At 62.7% G+C, this 18,587-nt stretch carries 15 protein-coding genes; 11 read left to right on the forward strand and 4 right to left on the reverse strand.

The genetic code is table 11. From position 1 onward, the window contains the following. Nucleotides 1-4: 4 nt before the first annotated feature. From NKI21_RS14955 to NKI21_RS14970, 4 genes are all read right to left on the reverse strand, one after another. Nucleotides 5-733, reverse strand: a complete 729-nt coding sequence (locus tag NKI21_RS14955) for an ABC transporter ATP-binding protein (protein ID WP_023809004.1) — start codon at nt 731-733, stop codon at nt 5-7. Continuing rightward, complete coding sequence (locus NKI21_RS14960; RefSeq protein ID WP_031212363.1) at nt 730-1,554, reverse strand: ABC transporter ATP-binding protein; 825 nt, start codon at nt 1,552-1,554, stop codon at nt 730-732. Before NKI21_RS14960 ends, NKI21_RS14955 begins: the two co-directional genes overlap by 4 nt. 70 nt (nt 1,555-1,624) lie before the next feature. Next, nucleotides 1,625-2,923, reverse strand: a complete 1,299-nt coding sequence (locus NKI21_RS14965) for an ABC transporter substrate-binding protein (protein ID WP_031212361.1) — start codon at nt 2,921-2,923, stop codon at nt 1,625-1,627. A 53-nt stretch (nt 2,924-2,976) separates the two neighbouring features. After that, entirely contained in the window at nt 2,977-4,410 is a 1,434-nt protein-coding gene (locus NKI21_RS14970) for an amidase (RefSeq protein WP_352866128.1), read from the reverse strand. A gap of 131 nt (nt 4,411-4,541) precedes the next feature. On the opposite strand from NKI21_RS14970, the gene NKI21_RS14975 reads away from it, so the two are divergent. From NKI21_RS14975 to NKI21_RS15025, 11 genes are all read left to right on the forward strand, one after another. Continuing rightward, a complete protein-coding gene (locus tag NKI21_RS14975; protein WP_128302557.1) occupies nt 4,542-5,510 on the forward strand; it encodes a LysR family transcriptional regulator in 969 nt (322 codons plus the stop codon). Between the two features lie 419 nt (nt 5,511-5,929). After that, the gene (gene coxB / locus NKI21_RS14980) at nt 5,930-6,907 is read left to right on the forward strand and encodes a cytochrome c oxidase subunit II (RefSeq protein WP_352866130.1); all 978 of its coding nucleotides are present in this window, start codon (nt 5,930-5,932) and stop codon (nt 6,905-6,907) included. Further along, on the forward strand, nt 6,904-9,432 hold the full coding sequence (gene ctaD, locus NKI21_RS14985; RefSeq protein ID WP_352866133.1) for a cytochrome c oxidase subunit I: 2,529 nt from the start codon (nt 6,904-6,906) through the stop codon (nt 9,430-9,432). Before coxB ends, ctaD begins: the two co-directional genes overlap by 4 nt. A gap of 7 nt (nt 9,433-9,439) precedes the next feature. Beyond that, nucleotides 9,440-9,814, forward strand: a complete 375-nt coding sequence (locus NKI21_RS14990; protein ID WP_352866136.1) for a hypothetical protein — start codon at nt 9,440-9,442, stop codon at nt 9,812-9,814. Then, entirely contained in the window at nt 9,811-10,431 is a 621-nt protein-coding gene (locus NKI21_RS14995; RefSeq protein WP_245486037.1) for a cytochrome c oxidase assembly protein, read from the forward strand. The genes NKI21_RS14990 and NKI21_RS14995 overlap by 4 nt, the downstream gene beginning before the upstream one ends. Nucleotides 10,432-10,472: 41 nt before the next feature. Continuing rightward, a complete protein-coding gene (locus NKI21_RS15000) occupies nt 10,473-11,513 on the forward strand; it encodes a c-type cytochrome (protein WP_352866139.1) in 1,041 nt (346 codons plus the stop codon). Nucleotides 11,514-11,551: 38 nt separating this feature from the next. Then, nucleotides 11,552-12,886, forward strand: coding sequence for a PQQ-dependent sugar dehydrogenase (locus tag NKI21_RS15005; RefSeq protein ID WP_352866142.1), 1,335 nt, complete (start codon nt 11,552-11,554; stop codon nt 12,884-12,886). Nucleotides 12,887-12,985: 99 nt separating this feature from the next. Next, nucleotides 12,986-13,171, forward strand: coding sequence for a hydroxymethylglutaryl-coenzyme A reductase family protein (locus tag NKI21_RS15010; RefSeq protein ID WP_352866145.1), 186 nt, complete (start codon nt 12,986-12,988; stop codon nt 13,169-13,171). A 234-nt stretch (nt 13,172-13,405) separates the two neighbouring features. Next, nucleotides 13,406-14,386: an AraC-like ligand-binding domain-containing protein gene (locus tag NKI21_RS15015; protein ID WP_352866149.1), complete on the forward strand. Its 981-nt coding sequence runs from the start codon at nt 13,406-13,408 to the stop codon at nt 14,384-14,386. A 104-nt stretch (nt 14,387-14,490) separates the two neighbouring features. Then, the gene (locus NKI21_RS15020) at nt 14,491-16,518 is read left to right on the forward strand and encodes a hydantoinase/oxoprolinase family protein (protein WP_352610064.1); all 2,028 of its coding nucleotides are present in this window, start codon (nt 14,491-14,493) and stop codon (nt 16,516-16,518) included. Between the two features lie 3 nt (nt 16,519-16,521). Continuing rightward, entirely contained in the window at nt 16,522-18,489 is a 1,968-nt protein-coding gene (locus tag NKI21_RS15025) for a hydantoinase B/oxoprolinase family protein (RefSeq protein ID WP_352610065.1), read from the forward strand. Nucleotides 18,490-18,587 lie beyond the last annotated feature (98 nt).

An 18,587-nucleotide genomic window follows, 5' to 3' on the forward strand; every position in this document is an offset into this window, starting at 1 on the left:
GGCGTCAGCCTCCGAGGTAGGTTGCGAGGAGTTCGTCGCGCGCCATCAGTTCGGCGGGCTTGCCTGACCAGACGATGGCGCCGTCGTCGAGCAGATGCAGGCGGTCGGCGAGGTCCTCGACCCGGGCCGGGTTCTCCTCCACCAGCAGGATCGTGCGCCCAGCCTTGCTCAGTTGCGAAATGACGTCGTAGACCTGATCGATGATCAGTGGCGCGAGGCCAAGCGACGGCTCGTCGATCAAAAGGATGCGCCCGCCCATCATCAGGCCGCGGCCTATGCCGACCATGCGCCGTTCGCCGCCCGACAGGCTCGAGGCGATCTGGTTGCGACGGTCGGCAAGCTTCGGCAGAAGCGCGTAGACCTCGTCCAGCCGACGCGTGATCTCGGCCTTGTCCGGCGCGAGATAGCCGCCCATCAAAAGGTTTTCGAGCACGCTCATCTGCGCGAACAGCATATCGCCCTGCGGCACGTGGGCGACGCCCAGCATCGCCGTCTCATGCGGCTTGCCGGACAGGCGCCGGCCGTCGATGCTGATCTGACCGCCGCGCAGCGGCACCAGGCCGGAAATGGTCTTGAGCAATGTCGACTTGCCATGGCCGTTCGGGCCGACGACGGTGATGAATTCACCGGCGTGAACGGTCAGCGAAATGCCCTTGAGCACGTCGAGTCCGTCATAGCCGCAGACGATGCCGTCGAGTTGCAGGACAGGTGGTTTTGCGGCTGCGCCCGTCATGGCGTTCCCCCCACCGCCGGATTCGTCATGGCGGCTTGCTCATCGAAGAATTTCTTCAGCCGTTTCTGCGTGCCCTGGCCGAGATAGGTTTCGACAACGGTCTGGTCCTCGGCGACCTTGTCCGGCCGGCCTTCGAATATCACCTTGCCATGGTGCATGATGATCACGCGGCTGGAGAGCGCCAGGAGAAAGCGCATGACGTGCTCGATCAGGACGATCGTCAGTCCCTGGTCGCGCAGTTTCAGCACCATCGCCATGATCTGGTCGATCTCGGCGACGTTGAGCCCGCCCACCGGCTCGTCGAGGAAGAGCATTTTCGGCCGGGTGGCGATGGCGCCGGCAATCATCAGCAGCTTGCGGTCGAGCACCGGCAGCCGCGCCACGGTCTCGTCGGCCTTGGCCGCAAGCCCGACGAAGTCCAGCGCTTCGATCGTTGCCTGCCGGACATCCTCGCCGAGGCGGAAGCCGGCCAGCCTTCGCCGCTGCCGGCCGAAATAGGCGGCGATCTCGATGTTTTCGCGAACGGTCAAGCTGTCGAAGGCGGCATTGAGCTGGAAAGTGCGGGCGATGCCGAGTTGGCAGATGCGGTCGGCCGGAAGCGCCGAAATGTCGGTGTCGCCGAAATGCACCCGGCCGCCACTGGCCGGCGTGATCCCTGTCACCACGTCGAAGAAGGTCGTCTTGCCGGCGCCGTTCGGCCCACCAATGCCAACGATCTCGCCCGCATTGACCACCATCGACACGCCGTCGACGGCGGCCAGCGAGCCGAACCGTTTGACCACACTGTCACAAACCAGCATCGGACCGGCGGCCTCAGTCATATTTCTCACCCAATGGAGCCGGTCGGGCAAAGGGCCCGGCCGGTGTCGTTGGTTTCATTTCCGCGTCCGGTCACTTGATCCATGGCGGCAGGATGAAGCTGTCCGTGGCATAGAGCGCCGGCGCGATCAGCTTCGGATCGGTTTTGTAATCCTGATGCTGCAGGAACTGGTGCGGCATGCCAAGCGACGGATCGGCCACCTGCGTCGGATAGCAGAAGGCCGATTGGCCGGCCGGATCGGCCCGGTAGGTGCCGTTGACCCCGCGATAGACCAGGCGCTTCATCGCATTGGCCACCTTGGTGGTCTGCGCCTTGTCCATCGGTTCGCCTGGACCACCGGCGATTGCCGCGGCAAGCGCCCACATCCACAGGCCGTCATAGGTCTGCGATCCCGTGATGTAGGCCGAGTTCGGACCGAATTTGGCCCGGTAGCTCTCGCGGAACGGCTTGGAGAAGTCGTCCGGCAGGCAGCCGATCACCGTCGAATAGACGACGCCGTTGACCGCCTCGCCGCCGATCTCGCGGAAAGCCGGCAGCGATGGTCCGTACTGCATGTAGATCAGGCTGTTGATCGGCTCGGCGAGGAATTGGACCATGAACTGCGCCAGGTCCTGCGGCAGGAAGTGCGTGACCAGGATCGCCGCCGGCGGGTCCTGGCGGAGTTTCGCCAGCGTCGGTCCCCACTGGTTGGTCGGGAACGGAACGGTCTCGAACAGACTAACCTCGAAGCCGTATTCGGCGGCCTTGTCGCGGATCGCGTTGGCGATGACGATCGAATATTCGTTGGCAGACGGGATGATGGCGATCTTCTTGTTGGGCGCCTTCCATTTGCCGTCCGCGGCAAGCGTCTTGAGGAAGTTCAGGCAGCCCGGTCCATACCAGAACTCCGGCGGATCGCCCTGGAAGGAGCTGTAATAGCGGGCAGGGTCGGTCTTGAACTTCTCATTGTGCGAAATCAGCGTGTTGTAGTGCATCATGATGACGTCGTTGTCGGCGGCGACGTCCATCTCGATCATGTTGGTGCCGAGATTGTAGCCATTGATGATGACCGGCGCCTCGAAGCGGTCGATCAGGCGCTGCATCGACTGGCTGACGAGGTCGGCGCCCATTTCCTTGGTGTCTTCGATGTGGATCTCGACAGGCCGGCCGAGAATGCCGCCCGCCGCATTGATCTCCTCGGCGGCAAGTTCGAGACCGTTCTTGAACTCGATGCCGTCGGCGGCGGCGATGCCGGACATCGGCAGGGCCGAGCCGACCGGAATGGGCTTGGTGTCCTGGGCGATCGCCGCAGTGTTCATATCGGCAAGAAGCGCGGCACCGGCCGCACCCGCGCCGACCACGCCCTGCAGCATTGCACGTCTGTTCATCATGGCAAAGTTCCCCTTTTGGCGTTGGTTAGAGTCTTTTCTTCATGCGAAATCTTTCACACCAGATCTTTCTGGCGAAACGCGTGGGTCATGGGCACGAAAGCGGCTTCCAGGTCGACTGCCGCCGAAAGCACGCGGGCATCGTCGCCGCGCGCGCCGATGATCTGGAAGCCGACGGGCAGGCCCGCCTCGGTCATGCCGCAAGGGATGACGCAGGCCGGTTGCTGGCTGAGATTGATCGGGTAGCTGAACGCCGCCCATTCGATCCATCGCGAGAGGCCGCTGCCCAGAGGCACTTCAAGGCCAACGTCGAAGGCTGGAATCGATGTCCCCGGCGAAACGATGAAATCATAGTCGTCTAGCAGCCGGTCCATGGCGGCGCCGAATTCGGCGCGCTCCAACTGTGCGGCGACGAGCGTATGGACGTCGAACGCTGCCCCAGCCTGTGCGATCTCCAGGAAGCCCGGATCGATGCCCGCCCGTTCGCTCGGCGGAACCAGCGCCAGTCGCGCCGCGGCGCCGGTGAACCAGTGATGCTGGAACAGATCGAGGAGATCGCCACCGGGAAGATCAATCGGCTCGACCGTCGCGCCGAAGGCGTCGAAACACGTCAAGGCGTGGGAGACGACGGCGGCGATCCCGGAATCCAGCGCTCCTGAAGGCGGCTTCGACCAGTAGCCGATCCGGGCGCCCCGCAAAACTTCTTCGATCCGGCCAAGCGGCGCCAGCGTTCCCACGCCTTGCTGCCAGTCGCTGATATCGCGGCCGGACATGGCGCCGGCCATGACGGAAAGATCGAGTGCTGTCCGCGCCATCGGTCCGATATGGGCGACGGTTCCGAACGCGCTGGACGGATAGGCGGGCACGCGGCCGAAGGTCGGCTTCAATCCGGCGATGCCGGTGAACGAGGCCGGAATGCGGATCGAGCCGCCGCCATCGGTGCCGAGATGGAAGACGCCGGCGCCGGTGGCGGCGGCCACCGCCGCTCCGCCGGAGGAACCGCCGGGAGTCTTTTGCGCATTCCAGGGATTGCGCGTGATGCCGCAGAGGCCGCTGTCGGTAATCGCCTTCCAGCCGAATTCGGGCGTCGTCGTCTGCCCGATGAAGACCGCACCCGCTCTGCGCAGCAGGGCAACGGCGGGGGCATCCTTGTCATAGGCGGCGGAAGTCGTCGTCCTGCTGCCGTAACGCACGCTCCAGCCCTCGACCCAGACGATGTCCTTCAGCGTCGTCGGTATGCCGTCGGCCGCCGACAGCGGCTCGCCTGCCCGCCAGCGTTTCTCGGAAGCACCTGCGGCCTCGATCGCACCCTTGCGGTCGATCATGGTGAAAGCGTTGAAAAGCGGATTGATCGCTTCGGCGCGATCCAGCGCCGCCAGCGTCACCTCGACGGGCGACAGCGATCCAGCGCGGTAGGCGGCGCTAAGCTCCGAAGCAGCCAGGCGGCACAGAACATCGGCGTCGGCAATGGGAGACAGCCCATTCGGCATGCAGTTCGAACCCCTCACTTCATGGCCGCTCTTACGGCAGCCTTGTCAGCCCGGGCAATCTGGCGGTTTTTTTCATCACCATAAAATGTATTGTTGTGGGGAATATTCGCTATTTAATGTAACAAAGAGCCATGAATCTGACCATTCGGCAGTTGCGCTATGTCTGCGAAGTCGCCCGCCTTGGCAGCGTGCTGGCGGCCTCCAGATCGCTCTACATCTCGCAATCCTCCATCCTCGCGGCGATCACTCTGGCCGAGGCCGGGATGGGGGCGCGCATTTTCGACAGGCGGCCGGCGCGCGGCGTCTCCATCACGCCGGCCGGCCAACGCTTCGTCGCCGCCGCCCGCATCATGCTGGCGGCGGAAACGGAGTTCAACCGGTCGATCGGAGACCTCAACGGGCGCGTGCCGAAGGTCCTGCGCATCGGCTGCTTCGAGCCGTTCGGCGCGCTGTTCATGCCGGAGATGCTGCGCAGCTACCTCGACAACGTCGGCGATGTCGAGATCGACCTTGTCGAGGCCGACCAGGTCCAGTTGCAGGAACGGCTTGTCGCCGGCCAGATCGATCTGGCCATTCTCTACGACATCGGTCCAATCGGTATCGACAGCGTCACCCGCATCTGCAAGGTACCGGCGCATGCCGTGCTCAATGCGGACGATCCCCTTGCCGCGCGCGACGGCATCTGGCTGGCGGAACTGGCGGCACGGCCGCTGGTGCTGCTCGACCTGCCGCACACGGCGACCTATCTCCTGACCCTGTTCGACGTGCTGGCGAAACGGCCGGAGGTGCGCTTTCGCACGCGCTCTTATGAAACGGTGCGCTCGGCCGTCGCATCCGGCTTCGGCATGGCCGTCCTCAACATGCGGCCGATCGGTCGCGCCACCGCCGATGGCGAGGAGATCGTTCGAAGACCAATCCTCGATGAACTGCCGCCACCGACGCTGATCGTCGCCGACATGTACGGTTCGGCAAAGCCACTCTTCGTGCGTGTCTTCATCGACATGTTCCATCGCTTTTTCAGCGCGGTGGGCCCTTCGGGCTTTTCGGTGACGACGCCGGAGCGCGAACCTTTTCTACTGGTCGCCAGGGAGGATGGCTGAGCCGCCCCCTTGGCGTTGCGGACATTTACAGGACTGGCGTTGCAACCGCGCCGGAGGTGCGGGTTCCTGATCGAGGTGTTCGAGATCGACGGGCGGCCCGGCGACAACTCTTCGGTGCGCGCCCACGTTTTCACCCGCACCAATGCTCAGTCGCCTGCTCGCAGGTTGGAGCGGAGACGGCACTTTTCGAGACGGCTTGGGCACGCCGTCGAACGCCGCAAAGTGCAAGAAATCGCCTACCAGCGCGACAAATGACGAAACCGGCGCGTAGATTGCATGAGCACTGGCCATTGCCGCTAAACTGAAGTTTTGGCGCAACCACTCGGTTGCGGGCGCGTTTGTGAGCAAGGGCATCGATTGGAGGGATAGATTCGTCAACAGTTCCAAGCACAAGCGCCCGGATTACGAAACTCGCTGCGGTGCGCTGGCTCGCGCTGTGGTTATGCTTGGGAACCTGTTCCAGCTGCTCGGGAGCCCAGTCGGCGCTTGATCCGGCCGGAGAGGAAGCGCGCCAGATCGCTGACCTTTTCTGGCTCATGGCCATTGCTGGCGGTTTTATCTGGCTGACGGTCATCGGTCTTCTGGTCCACGCGACACGTCATGAGCGCACTCCCATAGACGAGCGTATTGCAAGCCGGCTGATTTTCTGGGGCGGGGCAGCCATTCCTTCGCTACTCCTCTTTCTCTTGCTAGGCTATGCGCTTTGGTTGATGCCTGGACTGAGACCTTTCGCACGAGCCGGCGAAGCCAATGGTCTCAGGATCGAAGTGACTGGTGAGCAATTCTGGTGGCGGGTCGCCTACCACCTGGCTGACGGCGGAGTTCCTATTCTTTCCGCCAACGAGATCAGGCTGCCGGTTGGCGAGCGCGTCGAGTTCTTGCTGAAAAGCACCGATGTCATCCATTCCTTCTGGATTCCCGCGCTCGGTGGCAAGATGGACATGATCCCGGGTCGCGTGAATCGGCTCTCGTTGCTGGCGACCAAACCTGGCACCTACCGCGGCCCTTGCGCGGAATATTGCGGGACCTCGCACGCGCTGATGACCTTCACGGCCGTCGCCATGCAGCCCGCTGCCTTCCGGGAATGGCTGTCTGTGCGGGCGAACCCTTCGCCCGGCGCATCCTTGCCCGGACGCGACATATTCCTTCGCAACGGCTGCGGCGCGTGCCACCGCGTTGCGGGCACACAAGCTGAGGGTGGTGTCGGCCCGGATCTCTCGCATATGGGTTCGCGGGGAACGATTGGTGCCGGCGTTTTGCCCACCGACGATGAGGCCGTTCGTAGCTTCATCGCCCATCCGCATTTGATCAAGCCGGGTTCGAAGATGCCCGACTTCAACATGTTGCCCCAACAGGACATCGCCGAAATCGCCTCCTGGCTGAAGGGACTCGAATGACAACCCTCAAAGCCCGCATCAAGCGAAACGCCTTGCCCTCCGCAGAGAAGATCGAGGAAGAACAGCTGCGCCTCGTCTGGAAGACGCCGATCGGCTGGCGTTACTGGACTTCGGTCAACAATACGCAGGTTGGCCTCTGGTACGGGGGTGCGGCCTTTGCCTTCATGCTGTTTGGCGGCGTTCTGGCGCTTCTTGTGCGCACGCAGCTCGCGGTTCCGGGAAACAATTTCCTCTCTGCCGACTTCTATAACCAGGCCTTTACGCTGCACGGCACCGTGATGATGTTCCTGTTTGCCGTGCCCATCTTCGAGGCTGTCGCGATCTTTCTGCTGCCGCCGATGCTCGGTGCGCGTGAACTGCCATTTCCCCGTCTCGGAGCCTTCGGCTTCTGGAGCTTTCTGATCGGCGGTGTCTTCGTTTGCGGTTCGATCTTCTTCGACGCCGCTCCCTCTTCAGGCTGGTTCATGTATCCGCCTCTTGCCACTGACAAGGCATATTCCGGCATTGGTGCCGACATCTGGCTGCTGGGCCTCTCCTTTATCGAAGTCGCCTCCATTGCTGCGGCGGTCGAACTGATCGTCGGCATCATGAAGTGCCGCGCGCCGGGCATGCGCATCAACCTAATGCCACTGTTCGCCTGGTACCTGCTGATCGTCGCGGGCATGATCCTATTCGCTTTTCCGCCGCTGATCGCCGGCGACATCCTGTTTGAGATGCAGCGCATGTTCGACTGGCCGTTCTTCGACCCGACGCGGGGCGGCGACCCACTGCTGTGGCAACACCTGTTCTGGATCTTCGGGCACCCCGAGGTCTACATCATCTTCTTGCCCGCCATCGCGCTGATGGCGATGATCGTGCCAACCTTTTCGCAACGTCCGATCGTCGGCTATTCCTGGATCGTGCTTGCCGCTGTCGGCACCGGCTTCCTATCGTTCGGCCTCTGGGTCCACCACATGTTCGCGACCGGCCTGCCGCAGATTTCGCTGGCATTCTTCTCGGCCGCCTCGGAAGCGGTCGCGATTCCAACCGGCGTGCAGATCTTCGTCTTCATCGCCACCATGCTGGCCGGACGTGTCATCTTCTCGGTGCCGATGCTGTTTGGCGCCGGCGGGCTCGCTATCTTCGTCATCGGCGGGCTGACCGGCGTGATGGTCGCGCTCGTGCCGTTCGACTGGCAGGCGCACGATACCTATTTTATCGTCGCACATCTGCATTACGTGCTGATCGGTGGAATGCTGTTCCCGCTGGTCGCCGGCGTTTACTATTACTATCCGCTGATCAATGCGCGGATGCTCTCGTCCCGTCTCGGGCGCACCGCCTTCTGGCTGATGTTTGCCGGCTTCAACGTCGCCTTCTTTCCGATGCATCTCAGCGGCCTGCGCGGGATGCCGCGCCGCGTCTTCACCTACCCCGAGGGGATCGGTTGGGACTGGCTGAATCTCATCTCCACGATCGGCGCCTATGTTTTCGCGGCAGGGGTGCTGGTGGTTGTCTTCGATGTTGTACGGCCGAAGCATCGCGAACCCCGCAGCGAGCAGAATCCGTGGAAGGCGGGCACGCTCGAATGGCTGAACGAGCCCGAGGAGAACTGGGGCGTTCGATCCATTCCGATCATCGAGAGCCGGTATCCGCTTTGGGACCAGGCGGATCTGATGCAAAAGGTCAATGAGGGCGCCTATTATCTTCGCAGTGCCAAGGAGAATCGCCGCGAGACGCTCATCACCTCGGTGCTCGACGCCCATCCGCTGCAGTGCCAGCGCGTGGCGACATCAACCACGATCACAATAATCTCGGCCGCATTGCTCGGCGGCGTTTTCGTCGCGCTCACCTTCGAACTCTGGATCCTCGCCCTATTGTCGGGCATCGGCACGCTCTCTGCCATTTTGTGGTGGCTCTGGACCGGCACCGGCGAAACCCCGGAAAAGAAGACCAAGGATGTCGGCCTTGGACTGCGCTTGCCGCTCTATGCCTCCGGTCCGGATTCTGTTGGCTGGTGGGCGATGTTCATTACAATGGTTGGCGACGGAACTGCCTTCGCCAGCCTCATCTTCGGCTATTTCTTCTACTGGACCATCCATCCCGACTTCACTCTGGGGCAGCCGGGTCCCGGTATGCGGTGGCCGATGATCGCGCTGTCTCTCTTCGTCGCCGCATGGGTCGCGATGCTTGGTGCGCGCCGACTGAACGCAAGCGGGTGGATCGACGGCGCACGCGTTGCGCTTGTTGCCGCGTTTCTGCTGACGCTTGCTGCCTCTGCAGCCGGTTTTGCCGGACCCTGGCAGCATGACATGCAGCCGACCGCGCATGTCTATCCGGCGATCGTCTGGATTCTCGTCATCTGGGCGCTTGCTCATGCCGCGGTTGGATCCGTCATGCAGCTCTATTGCCTTGCGCGCAGCCTCGCCGGTCGTCTGACGCGGGAGCACGACATGGAACTGCACAACGTCGCGCTCTACTGGCATTTTATGGCGATCACCGCTGTCATCACCTTCGCCGTCATCGGTCTTTTCCCGGAAGCGATGTGAGACGGTGATGCGCATCATTCCCAAAGAGGTCGAAACGCTCTGGACGCTCTTCACCGCGCCCGTGATCTGGGCCGGACATTTCCTCGCCTGTTACGCACTGGCCGCAATCTGGTGTGCAAAGCGCGGTGACCTCGGTTTCGCTGTCGTCCAGGCTGGCATAGTGGCTATGACGCTGGCGGCACTCGTGATGATCGTCTTGTCCGGGTGGCTCGCCTGGAGGCAGTGGGGCTTCGGCACGAACGATCCGCCGCACGACGATCCCACAGCGACGGACCGCAACCTCTTCCAGGGGTTTGCCACGCTACTGCTTTGCGGCCTGAGCTTCGTCGCCGTGCTCTACGTGGCGCTGCCGCTGCTCTTCATCGACGGATGCTCTTCATGAGGACGGCAAGCCTGTTGCTGGGCTTCGTCACCCTCGCGCTGGTCTGGGCGGGACCGCTGCTCGATGCGTGGCGTGGCTCGTTCGCGGCCCACATGCTTGCCCACATGGGCGTCGTCGCGATCGCGGCGCCGCTGATCGCAATCGGTATTGCCAGGACGATACGCTCCGTGGCCACCGCCGCTCCCCTTATCGCCTCTCTCGTCGAACTGATTGTCGTCTGGGGCTGGCATGCGCCGGCTGCGCGCCAGTGGGCCGAGACATCGACCATCGCCACCATGATCGAGCAGGTGTCCTTCCTTGGCGCCGGGCTGTTCCTGTGGCTGACGTGCGTGGCGCCGCGCAATTCCGATGCGCCGGCTAGGGACGCTGCCGGCGCCTTCGCGTTGCTCCTGACCTCCATCCACATGACGTTGCTTGGCGCGCTGCTCTCGCTCGCCTCGCGACCGCTCTATGGCCTCGGCGATGTGACGTGCTTCGGCCTCGTGCTCGGGGCGGGACAGGACCAGGCGCTCGGCGGCATCATCATGTTGATGATCGGCGCTGCCGCTTACCTCGCTGGAGGTGTCTTCCTCCTTGCCAGGCTCCTAGGCGGCAAAACCGAGAGGCTGGCCGGCTGATGCACGTCAACTGGAAACACTTGGCGATAGGCTTGGCGATTTTGCCGGCCGCCGTGCTTTTCGCGACCTGGATCGGATTCTTCAACGTTGGCGCCTCGACCGGCCACTGGAAGGTGACCGAGTGGTTCCTGCACTTCGCCATGCGCTCGGCCGTACGGACATACGCACTCACGGTCAAGGTGCCGGACGAGCTGCCGCGCTATGCTATTCAGCCGGCTGCCGGCCATTTCGCCCGCGGCTGCGCCATCTGCCACGGCGCGCCCGGTGAACCGCGCTCGCCCGCCGTCCTTGCGATGCTGCCGCAGCCGCCGGACCTTGTCGGTAAGGTCGGCGAATGGACGGACGCCGAACTCTTCCGCATCGTCCAGCACGGCGTGCGCTTCACCGGCATGCCGGCCTGGCCGACGCAGCAGCGCGACGATGAAGTCTGGGCGATGGTCGCCTTCCTGCGCGAACTGCCGATGATGGACGAGGCGCGGTGGCGCGACCTTGCTTATGGCAGTAGCGAACCGTCGACTGGCCAAACACAAGGCCTCGAGCGCGCACTCGCCGATTGTACCCGCTGCCACGGCACGGATGGGCTCGGCCGGAGCCCCGCAACGCCCGTCTTGGCCTCTCAGCGCGAAACCTATCTTCTTGAAAGTTTGAGAGCCTACGCTGCCGGCCACCGCCAGAGCGGTGTCATGGGAATTTCTGTCACCGCTGTCGACCCTGCACTCCTCGCCGATCTCGCGCGGCATTTTTCCGCGCTGCCTGCGCCTGCAACGTCGACGCAACCGGACCGTGCCCGGATCGCGCGTGCCGATGAGATCGCGCGACGCGGCATCCCGGAGCGCGACGTTCCGGCATGCCTGGGTTGCCACGGTCGTCCGGACCGCAACCCCATCTATCCGGAACTGTCCGGACAGCCCGCCAAATACATTGCGACCCAGCTCGAGCTTTTCCGCGAGGAAAAGCGCGGCGGCACGCGCTTCGCCCATCTGATGCGCAACGCTGCTAAAAACCTCTCGGACGAAGATATTGCCGCACTGGCCGCCTATTTCGCGCAAATGTCGCGTGCCGCCGCAACCGGAACGCCCTGATGGCGTTACGTCACTGTCCCAATCTTCGGGAATATCTGATGCGAAAAATTCTCGGCGTTTTACTCGTCATTGTCGCCTTCGTCGTAATCGCGGGGGCGAGCTTGTTCTTCTTCTCGCGCGAACAGGCCACCGTTCCGATCGAGCAGACCTACGGTCCAAACCCGACGCTCGCCGAACCCAATCCGACCTGGATACCCACGGTCCACGTTGCCGAGGCGACCCCTTGGCCCCAAGGCAAGATGCCGGTCGCCGCCCAAGGCTTCGCCGTCAACGAATTCGCTGGCGGCCTCGACCATCCGCGCTGGCTGCACGTGCTGCCCAATGGCAACGTGCTGGTCGCCGAAAGCAACGCGCCGCCAAAACCTGACGAAGGTTTTTCCATACGTGGCTGGTTCATGAACCTGTTCCAGAGCCGGGCTGGCGCCGAGGTGCGGAGCGCCAACCGTATCTCGCTGTTACGCGACGAGAACGGCGATGGCGTGGCTGAGACCAGGACAGCCCTCCTCAGCAGCCTCTTCTCGCCCTTCGGCATGACGCTGCTCGACGGCAAGCTCTATGTCGCCAATGCCGACGCGGTCGTCGCTTTCCCCTATCGCGATGGCACCACCGAGATCACTGCTCCGTCCGAGAAGATCGTCGACCTTCCGGCCGGCCGCAATCACCATTGGACCAAGGACGTCATTGCCAGTCCGGACGGGATGAAGCTCTATGCCACCGTGGGCTCCAACTCCAATGTCGGCGAAAACGGCATGGAGGAGGAAGAAGGCCGCGCCGCCGTGCACGAAATCGACCTCGCGACGCGGCAGGCGCGGCTCTTTGCGTCGGGTCTGCGCAACCCGAACGGCCTCTCCTGGAACCCTGAAAGCGGCGAACTCTGGGCGGTCGTCAACGAGCGGGACGAGATCGGCAGCGACCTCGTTCCCGACTACATGACATCGGTCAGGGATGGCGCCTTCTTCGGCTGGCCCCACAGCTATTTCGGCCAACACATCGATGTCAGGGCGCAGCCACCGCGTCCGGACCTCGTCGGCAAGGCGATCGTGCCCGACTACGCACTCGGGGCGCACACCGGGTCGCTTGGGCTCACCTTCAACACCGCCGACCTGTTCGGCCCGCACATGAAGAATGGCGCCTTTGTCGGCCAGCATGGTTCATGGAATCGCATGCCGCGAAGCGGCTACAAGGTGATCTTCGTGCCGTTTGCCGACGGCAAGCCGTCGGGGCCGCCACAGGACGTGCTCACCGGATTTCTGAGCAACGATGACAAGGCATTCGGCCGTCCGGTCGGCGTCGCCATCGACCGAACTGGAGCATTGCTGATCGCGGATGATGTGGGCAACAAGATTTGGCGGATTATCCCGGCGGCCGACTAGGCCGGAGCATTGCTTCGGCGCGTGGAAGGGTTGGGCTCATGGGCCAAAACGACCGAGGAGCCGAGCGGATCGTCACCATTTTTGGCGAAACAGGGTTTCTTGGGGGACGATCGAGATGCCGATGGCGCTCGGTCTGGTTGGCGGCGCCACCGGACGCGTCCGCTGGCCCACATCGCGCTCAAGATCCTCGGGGTGAAGGGTGCGCAGGAACTGGCCGAGGCGGCGGTGACCGTCGGCCTGGCACAGAACATGGCGGCGATCCCGGCGCTGGCCAACTTATCCTGAATGAGTGTGCGAGAAGAATGCATGGCTCCAAGTTGGCTTGCGGTTTGCGCGCCCAAGGCTGGTTTGATCAACTGCACACCAGGACCGTGACGATAATTGAAACCGTCGCGAGCTCCGGCCCTTGGGCCAAACGGCCACATAAGTTTATTCGTTTTTGACCAATACGCGCCGGCGGATTCCTGTAATCTTCAGAAAAACACCGGGCTAACCGGGGCCAACCAGAAAGGTCGGGGAATGAAATACGTCGTCGATACGATCGGCGGTCCCACAGGCGGTGATGCCTGGCAAGCCGCTGTTACCGAAGCCTATTTTCCGCTCGACACCGAGTATCGGAACCGTCGTGAATTTTCAGGCACGCTGGAAACCTTCTCGCTTGGGCTCGTCAGCGTGTCTAAAATGCGCTGCGATGCCGTAAGCTATCGCCGCCATCGCCGCCACTTCCTCAACGAACGTGACGCCAGCCTGCTCATCACCATCCCGGAGATGTCGGAGGTGAATTTCTCGCAAGTGTCGAGGACCGTCAATTGCGGTCCGGGGGGCTTCCTCGTTGAGAGGGGAGATGCGCCTTACGAATTCTGGCACGGTAAGCCAAACGCGCTGTGGGTCCTGAAGGTGCCGTCGTCGAGCGTTCGGGCGCGGATCGGGTCTGCCGAACGGCTCAGTGCGCTCAGTTTCGACGCAACCCAAGGCGTCGCCGCGCTCTTCCTTGACACGGTGCGAACCACGATCGGCCATGTCGATGAGATCACTGAAGTCGCTCGTGAGATGATGGGCAGGCACATCCTGGAAATGCTGTGCCTGTCGATCGTGAGCGACGATCGCGTGCTGGACAGCAGCATCTCGTCGATCCGGGCCGGCCATTTGCATCGTGCCGAGCAGTATATTCGCGACAATCTGAAGAATTCCGGCCTCGGCCCGCAGGCGGTGGCCGATGCCTGCGGGATTTCCCTGCGTTACCTGCAGGTTCTTTTTCAGGACAGCAACCAGTCGATCAACGGCTTCATCCGCGACGCCCGGCTTGAACTTTGCTCCGAGGAACTGATGTCGGTGACCAACATCAGCAGCGTTGCCGAGATTGCTTACCGCTGGGGCTTTGCCGACCAGTCTCAATTCTGCAAGCACTACCGGACGCGGTTCGGTTGCGCACCGACTGATACCCGTCGCGAAGCAGCGAACCGGGCAGGCCGCGCTTCGACCTCAAGAGAGCGGCACTAGACCCGGCGAAATCCGGGCCAATTCCCATAATCTATTGCGACGCCGCCCCGGCAAGGGCGGCGAAAGCCGGGCCTTGCCCGCAAATATCCCGCGAAGGAACTGTCATGAGCAGAATAAGAGTTGCCGTCGATGTCGGAGGGACTTTCACCGACATTTGCATCATGGACGAAGATAGCGGCGCGATCCGCATCGAGAAGACCGCCTCCACGCCTGACGATCCCATGCAGGCGATCATGAATGGCGTGGAGCAGGGCCGCATCGATCTTTCGGAGGTGACGCTGTTCTCTCATGGTACGACGGTCGCCACCAATGCGCTGATCACCCGCCGCCTGCCACGCACCGCAATGGTCTGCACCGAGGGTTTCCGTGATGTTGTCGAGATCCGCCGCGCCAACAAGGAAGACCTCTGGGACACCTACAAGGATGTCGCCAAGCCCTATATCCCGCGCCGCGACCGGCTGACGGTCCGGGAACGGGTCAGTGCCGAGGGCACGATCCTGGAAGCACTGGACGAAGAGGCCGCTCACCGCGTCGCGGAAATTCTCGTGAAACGGCAGGTCAAGTCCATCGCCGTCTGCTTCATGAACTCCTATGTCAACGGCGCCAATGAGCGCCGCATGCGTGAGATTCTGAAGGAGGCCATGCCGGATCTGCCGGTTTCGATCTCCTCGGAGGTGATGCCGGAAATCTTCGAGCACGAGCGTTTTTCCACCACCATGGCCAACGCCGTCTGCGCCCCGGTCGTCGTCGACTACGTGTCGCGTCTCGGAGAAAAGCTTGCCGCGGCCGGATACAAGCGAGATCTCCTGTTGCTGCACAGCGGTGGCGGGGTCATGACACCCGCAAGCGTCAGGGATTTCTCAGCCCGGCTCGCAGGATCGGGCATCGCCGCCGGTGCGATCGCAAGCCGCTTCATCGGAAATCTCTGTGGCTTCCAGAACTCGATCGGCTTCGACATGGGCGGCACCAGCACCGACGTCTCGCTCGCATGGAACGGGGAGTCGCGCATCACAAAAGACTGGTACATCGAATTCGGATATCCGATCCGCTTCCCCTCCATCGAGGTGCTGACCATCGGCGCGGGCGGCGGTTCGTTGGCATGGCAGGACGAGGGCGGCAGCTTGCGCAACGGACCGCAGTCCGCCGGCGCGTTTCCGGGCCCTGCCTGTTACAAGAATGGCAACCGCACCGCCACCAACACCGACGCCAATGTCGTGCTCGGTCGTCTCGGCACCAGCCTTGCGGGCGGCAAGATCACGCTCGACCCCGCTCTGGCCGCCCAGGCGGTGCAGGAGACTGTGGCGACACCCTTCAGCATGGAACTCCACCAAGCGGCCGAGGCGATCATCGCTGTCGCCAACGCCAATATGGGCAATGCCGTCCGGCTTCTCTCCATCAGCCGGGGCTATGACCCACGAGACTTTGCGCTCGTCGCATTCGGCGGTGCAGGCGCTTTGCACGGAGCGGCCGTGGCGAAGGAGCTTTCGATTCCAACCGTGATCGTGCCGCCCAATCCTGGCGTCACCTCCGCGCTCGGTTGCCTTCTCGTCGACGTGCAGCATGATTTCTCCGAAAGCTTCATGGCCGATGCTTCGACGGTCTCGCCCGCCGAGATGCAGACGGCCTTTGTTCTGATGGAAGAACAGGCGGTTGAGCGTCTGACCCATGAGGGCGTGGCGCGCGAAGACATGGCGCTGCAGCGTACGGTCGAGATGATGTACCAGGGCCAGTGGCGCTCGCTCGCGGTGTCAGCCCCGGCGCGGATCGAGAGCATCTGCTCGCTGATAGAGGCATTCCACAACGAGCACGAACGCGAGTTCAACTACCGCCGCGAAGAGGCGCCGGTGTCGATCTTCCGCATCGCGGTCAAGGCGATCGGCATCGTACCGAAAGCCGAGATGCCGCGGCATGAAGTCTTGCCGCACAAGCCACAGCCGGTCGGCCGCCGCGGCGTCTGGTTCGACGGCGTATCTCATGATGCGGCTGTCTATGAACGCGACCAACTCAGCGCCGGCGCTGCCTTTGCGGGACCCGCCATCGTCGAACAGTTCGATTCCACCACCGTGGTTCCGCCGGGAATGAGCGCCACCGTCGACGACTTCCTGAACATTCTCATCGTGACGAAAGGCTGAGACATGACAAAGCTGATTGAAACGAGCCCTGGCCTCGATCCGGTAACGTTCGAGGTGCTGAAAAACTCCTTCATCACCACCGTCGACCAGATGGCCGAACAGATGCTTCGCACCTGCTATTCCTTCGTCATCTACAACCGAGACTTTTCGAACGCCCTGCACGACGCCGATGGCAACTCCGTTGCCCAGGGCAACTACGACATCGCGGTCCATGTCGGCACACTGCACAACACATGCAAGGAGGTGATCCGGGTCTTCGAAGGCGATATGGCACCCGGTGACGTCTACGCAATCAACGATCCCTATGCCGGCGGTACGCATTTCAGCGATGTTCGGCTCGTCCGACCGATCTTCGATGAAGACAAACTGATCGGCTTCTCCCAGTCGAACGGACACTGGTCGGATCTCGGCGGCTCGGTGCCGGGTTCCTTCGACGTCACCGCCCGCGACATGTTTCGCGAAGGCCTGCGGATCACGCCGTTGCGCCTTTTCCAGCGCGGCCGCTTCTGCTCCGACGTCGCCAACATGATCGCGGCCAACACGCGCGATCCCGCGTCGATCATTGGCGACATCCATTCCCAGGCGCAGGCGACGCAGGCCGCCGAGCGCGAACTGTTGCGGCTGGTCAAGAAGTACGGACGCGGCCAGGTCATGCGCGGGATGGAGGAGGTTCAGGACTACGTCGAACGTGCCGTGCGAAAGCGTCTCGCGGAACTGCCCGACGGCACTTGGGAGACGGTCGACTACATCGACCGGGATCTCGGTGCCGGCGAAGGCATGATCCCGATCCGCATCAAGATGACGATCAAGGGCGACACGATCCACTACGACTTTACGGGAAGCCATTCGACCATTGCCTCGATGTACAATTCCGCCCCGGGCGCGACCTTCTCGGCCGTGGTCGCCGGCATGAAAACCTTCTTTCCGGACCTCCCGCTCAACAGCGGATTTTACCGGATGATCGAGGTGACTGCGCCAAAGAACAGCATCGTCAGTGCGGAATGGCCGGTGGCGGTGACCGGGTTCCTGATGCCGTTCGAAAAGATCATGAACGCGATCTTCGAGATGTGGTCGAAGATCATGCCCGAACGCGCTATCGCCTGCGCCTTCAACCTCGAATATCTGCTGGCCGGGGGACGGGACGCGCGCAAACCCGAAAAGCCGATCTTCATGTTCTACGAATGGCTGCCGGGCGGTTGGGGCGGGCGCAACGGCAAGGATGGTGCCGATGTCACCACCGCCTGCTTCGGAACCGGGTTGATGTCGCAACCGAACGAAGGCAACGAACGGGTGAATCCGACTCGGACGGTCGAGTTCCAGATCAAGCAGGATTCAGCCGGGCCCGGCAAATGGCGGGGCGGCGTCGGCGTGCAGAAGACCTCGTTGCTGCTTGAGGCTGAAAATGCCGTCATGTCCTATATTTGCGACCGCGAGCGCGCTGTCGTCTGGGGTGTCGAAGGAGGCCTGCCGTCGATGCCCCACGGCTTGACCATGAAGCGCGCCGGAGAAGAGACCGAGATCTGGCTCGGCTCCGTATTCTCCGATTACTCCGTCCACACAGGCGACCAGTTCGCTCGTCCGACGGCCGGCGGCGGCGGTTTCGGCGATCCACTGCAGCGCGAGCCCCGCAAGGTGATGGAGGACGTGATCGACGACTACGTTTCCCTGGAGCGCGCCAAGACTGACTACGGCGTGGTGATCCGCGAAATCGACCGCGACCTGTGCCAGTACGAAATCGACGGGACGGCAACCGAAGCCTGCCGTGCCGACATCCGGGCGAAACGGAAGGACTGGGCACGCATGGATCCTGAGGAGGTCGCGCGCAAATATCGCTCCGGCGAGATCGATACGCTCGATGCGGTTCGGCACTATGCCGTGATCCTCGACTGGGAGACTGGCGAACTCCTCCCCAGAACCACCGCCCAGTTCCGTGAGAGCTTTGAGAAACGCACGGTCGCTCACTGGGCCTGAGCGCCAAAGAGCACGCCGCAGAGTTATCTGTTTTTTCGATACGATACTCAAAGAATTACTATTTCACAGGAGCCTAAAGCTGGAGCAACAATGCTGCA

The organism is Mesorhizobium sp. M0715 (genome assembly GCF_040320355.1).
Classification (GTDB): Bacteria; Pseudomonadota; Alphaproteobacteria; order Rhizobiales; family Rhizobiaceae; genus Mesorhizobium.

What these genes read in the sequence shown, in the direction of transcription:
- NKI21_RS14960 (WP_031212363.1), bottom strand. Translation starts at nt 1,554, where the DNA reads ATGACTGAGGCCGCCGGTCCGATGCTGGTTTGTGACAGTGTGGTCAAA.
- NKI21_RS14975 (WP_128302557.1), top strand. Translation starts at nt 4,542, where the DNA reads ATGAATCTGACCATTCGGCAGTTGCGCTATGTCTGCGAAGTCGCCCGC.
- NKI21_RS15015 (WP_352866149.1), top strand. Translation starts at nt 13,406, where the DNA reads ATGAAATACGTCGTCGATACGATCGGCGGTCCCACAGGCGGTGATGCC.
- NKI21_RS15025 (WP_352610065.1), top strand. Translation starts at nt 16,522, where the DNA reads ATGACAAAGCTGATTGAAACGAGCCCTGGCCTCGATCCGGTAACGTTC.
- NKI21_RS14970 (WP_352866128.1), bottom strand. Translation starts at nt 4,410, where the DNA reads ATGCCGAATGGGCTGTCTCCCATTGCCGACGCCGATGTTCTGTGCCGC.
- NKI21_RS14965 (WP_031212361.1), bottom strand. Translation starts at nt 2,923, where the DNA reads ATGATGAACAGACGTGCAATGCTGCAGGGCGTGGTCGGCGCGGGTGCG.
- ctaD (WP_352866133.1), top strand. Translation starts at nt 6,904, where the DNA reads ATGACAACCCTCAAAGCCCGCATCAAGCGAAACGCCTTGCCCTCCGCA.
- NKI21_RS14990 (WP_352866136.1), top strand. Translation starts at nt 9,440, where the DNA reads ATGCGCATCATTCCCAAAGAGGTCGAAACGCTCTGGACGCTCTTCACC.
- NKI21_RS15005 (WP_352866142.1), top strand. Translation starts at nt 11,552, where the DNA reads ATGCGAAAAATTCTCGGCGTTTTACTCGTCATTGTCGCCTTCGTCGTA.
- NKI21_RS14995 (WP_245486037.1), top strand. Translation starts at nt 9,811, where the DNA reads ATGAGGACGGCAAGCCTGTTGCTGGGCTTCGTCACCCTCGCGCTGGTC.
- NKI21_RS15020 (WP_352610064.1), top strand. Translation starts at nt 14,491, where the DNA reads ATGAGCAGAATAAGAGTTGCCGTCGATGTCGGAGGGACTTTCACCGAC.
- NKI21_RS14955 (WP_023809004.1), bottom strand. Translation starts at nt 733, where the DNA reads ATGACGGGCGCAGCCGCAAAACCACCTGTCCTGCAACTCGACGGCATC.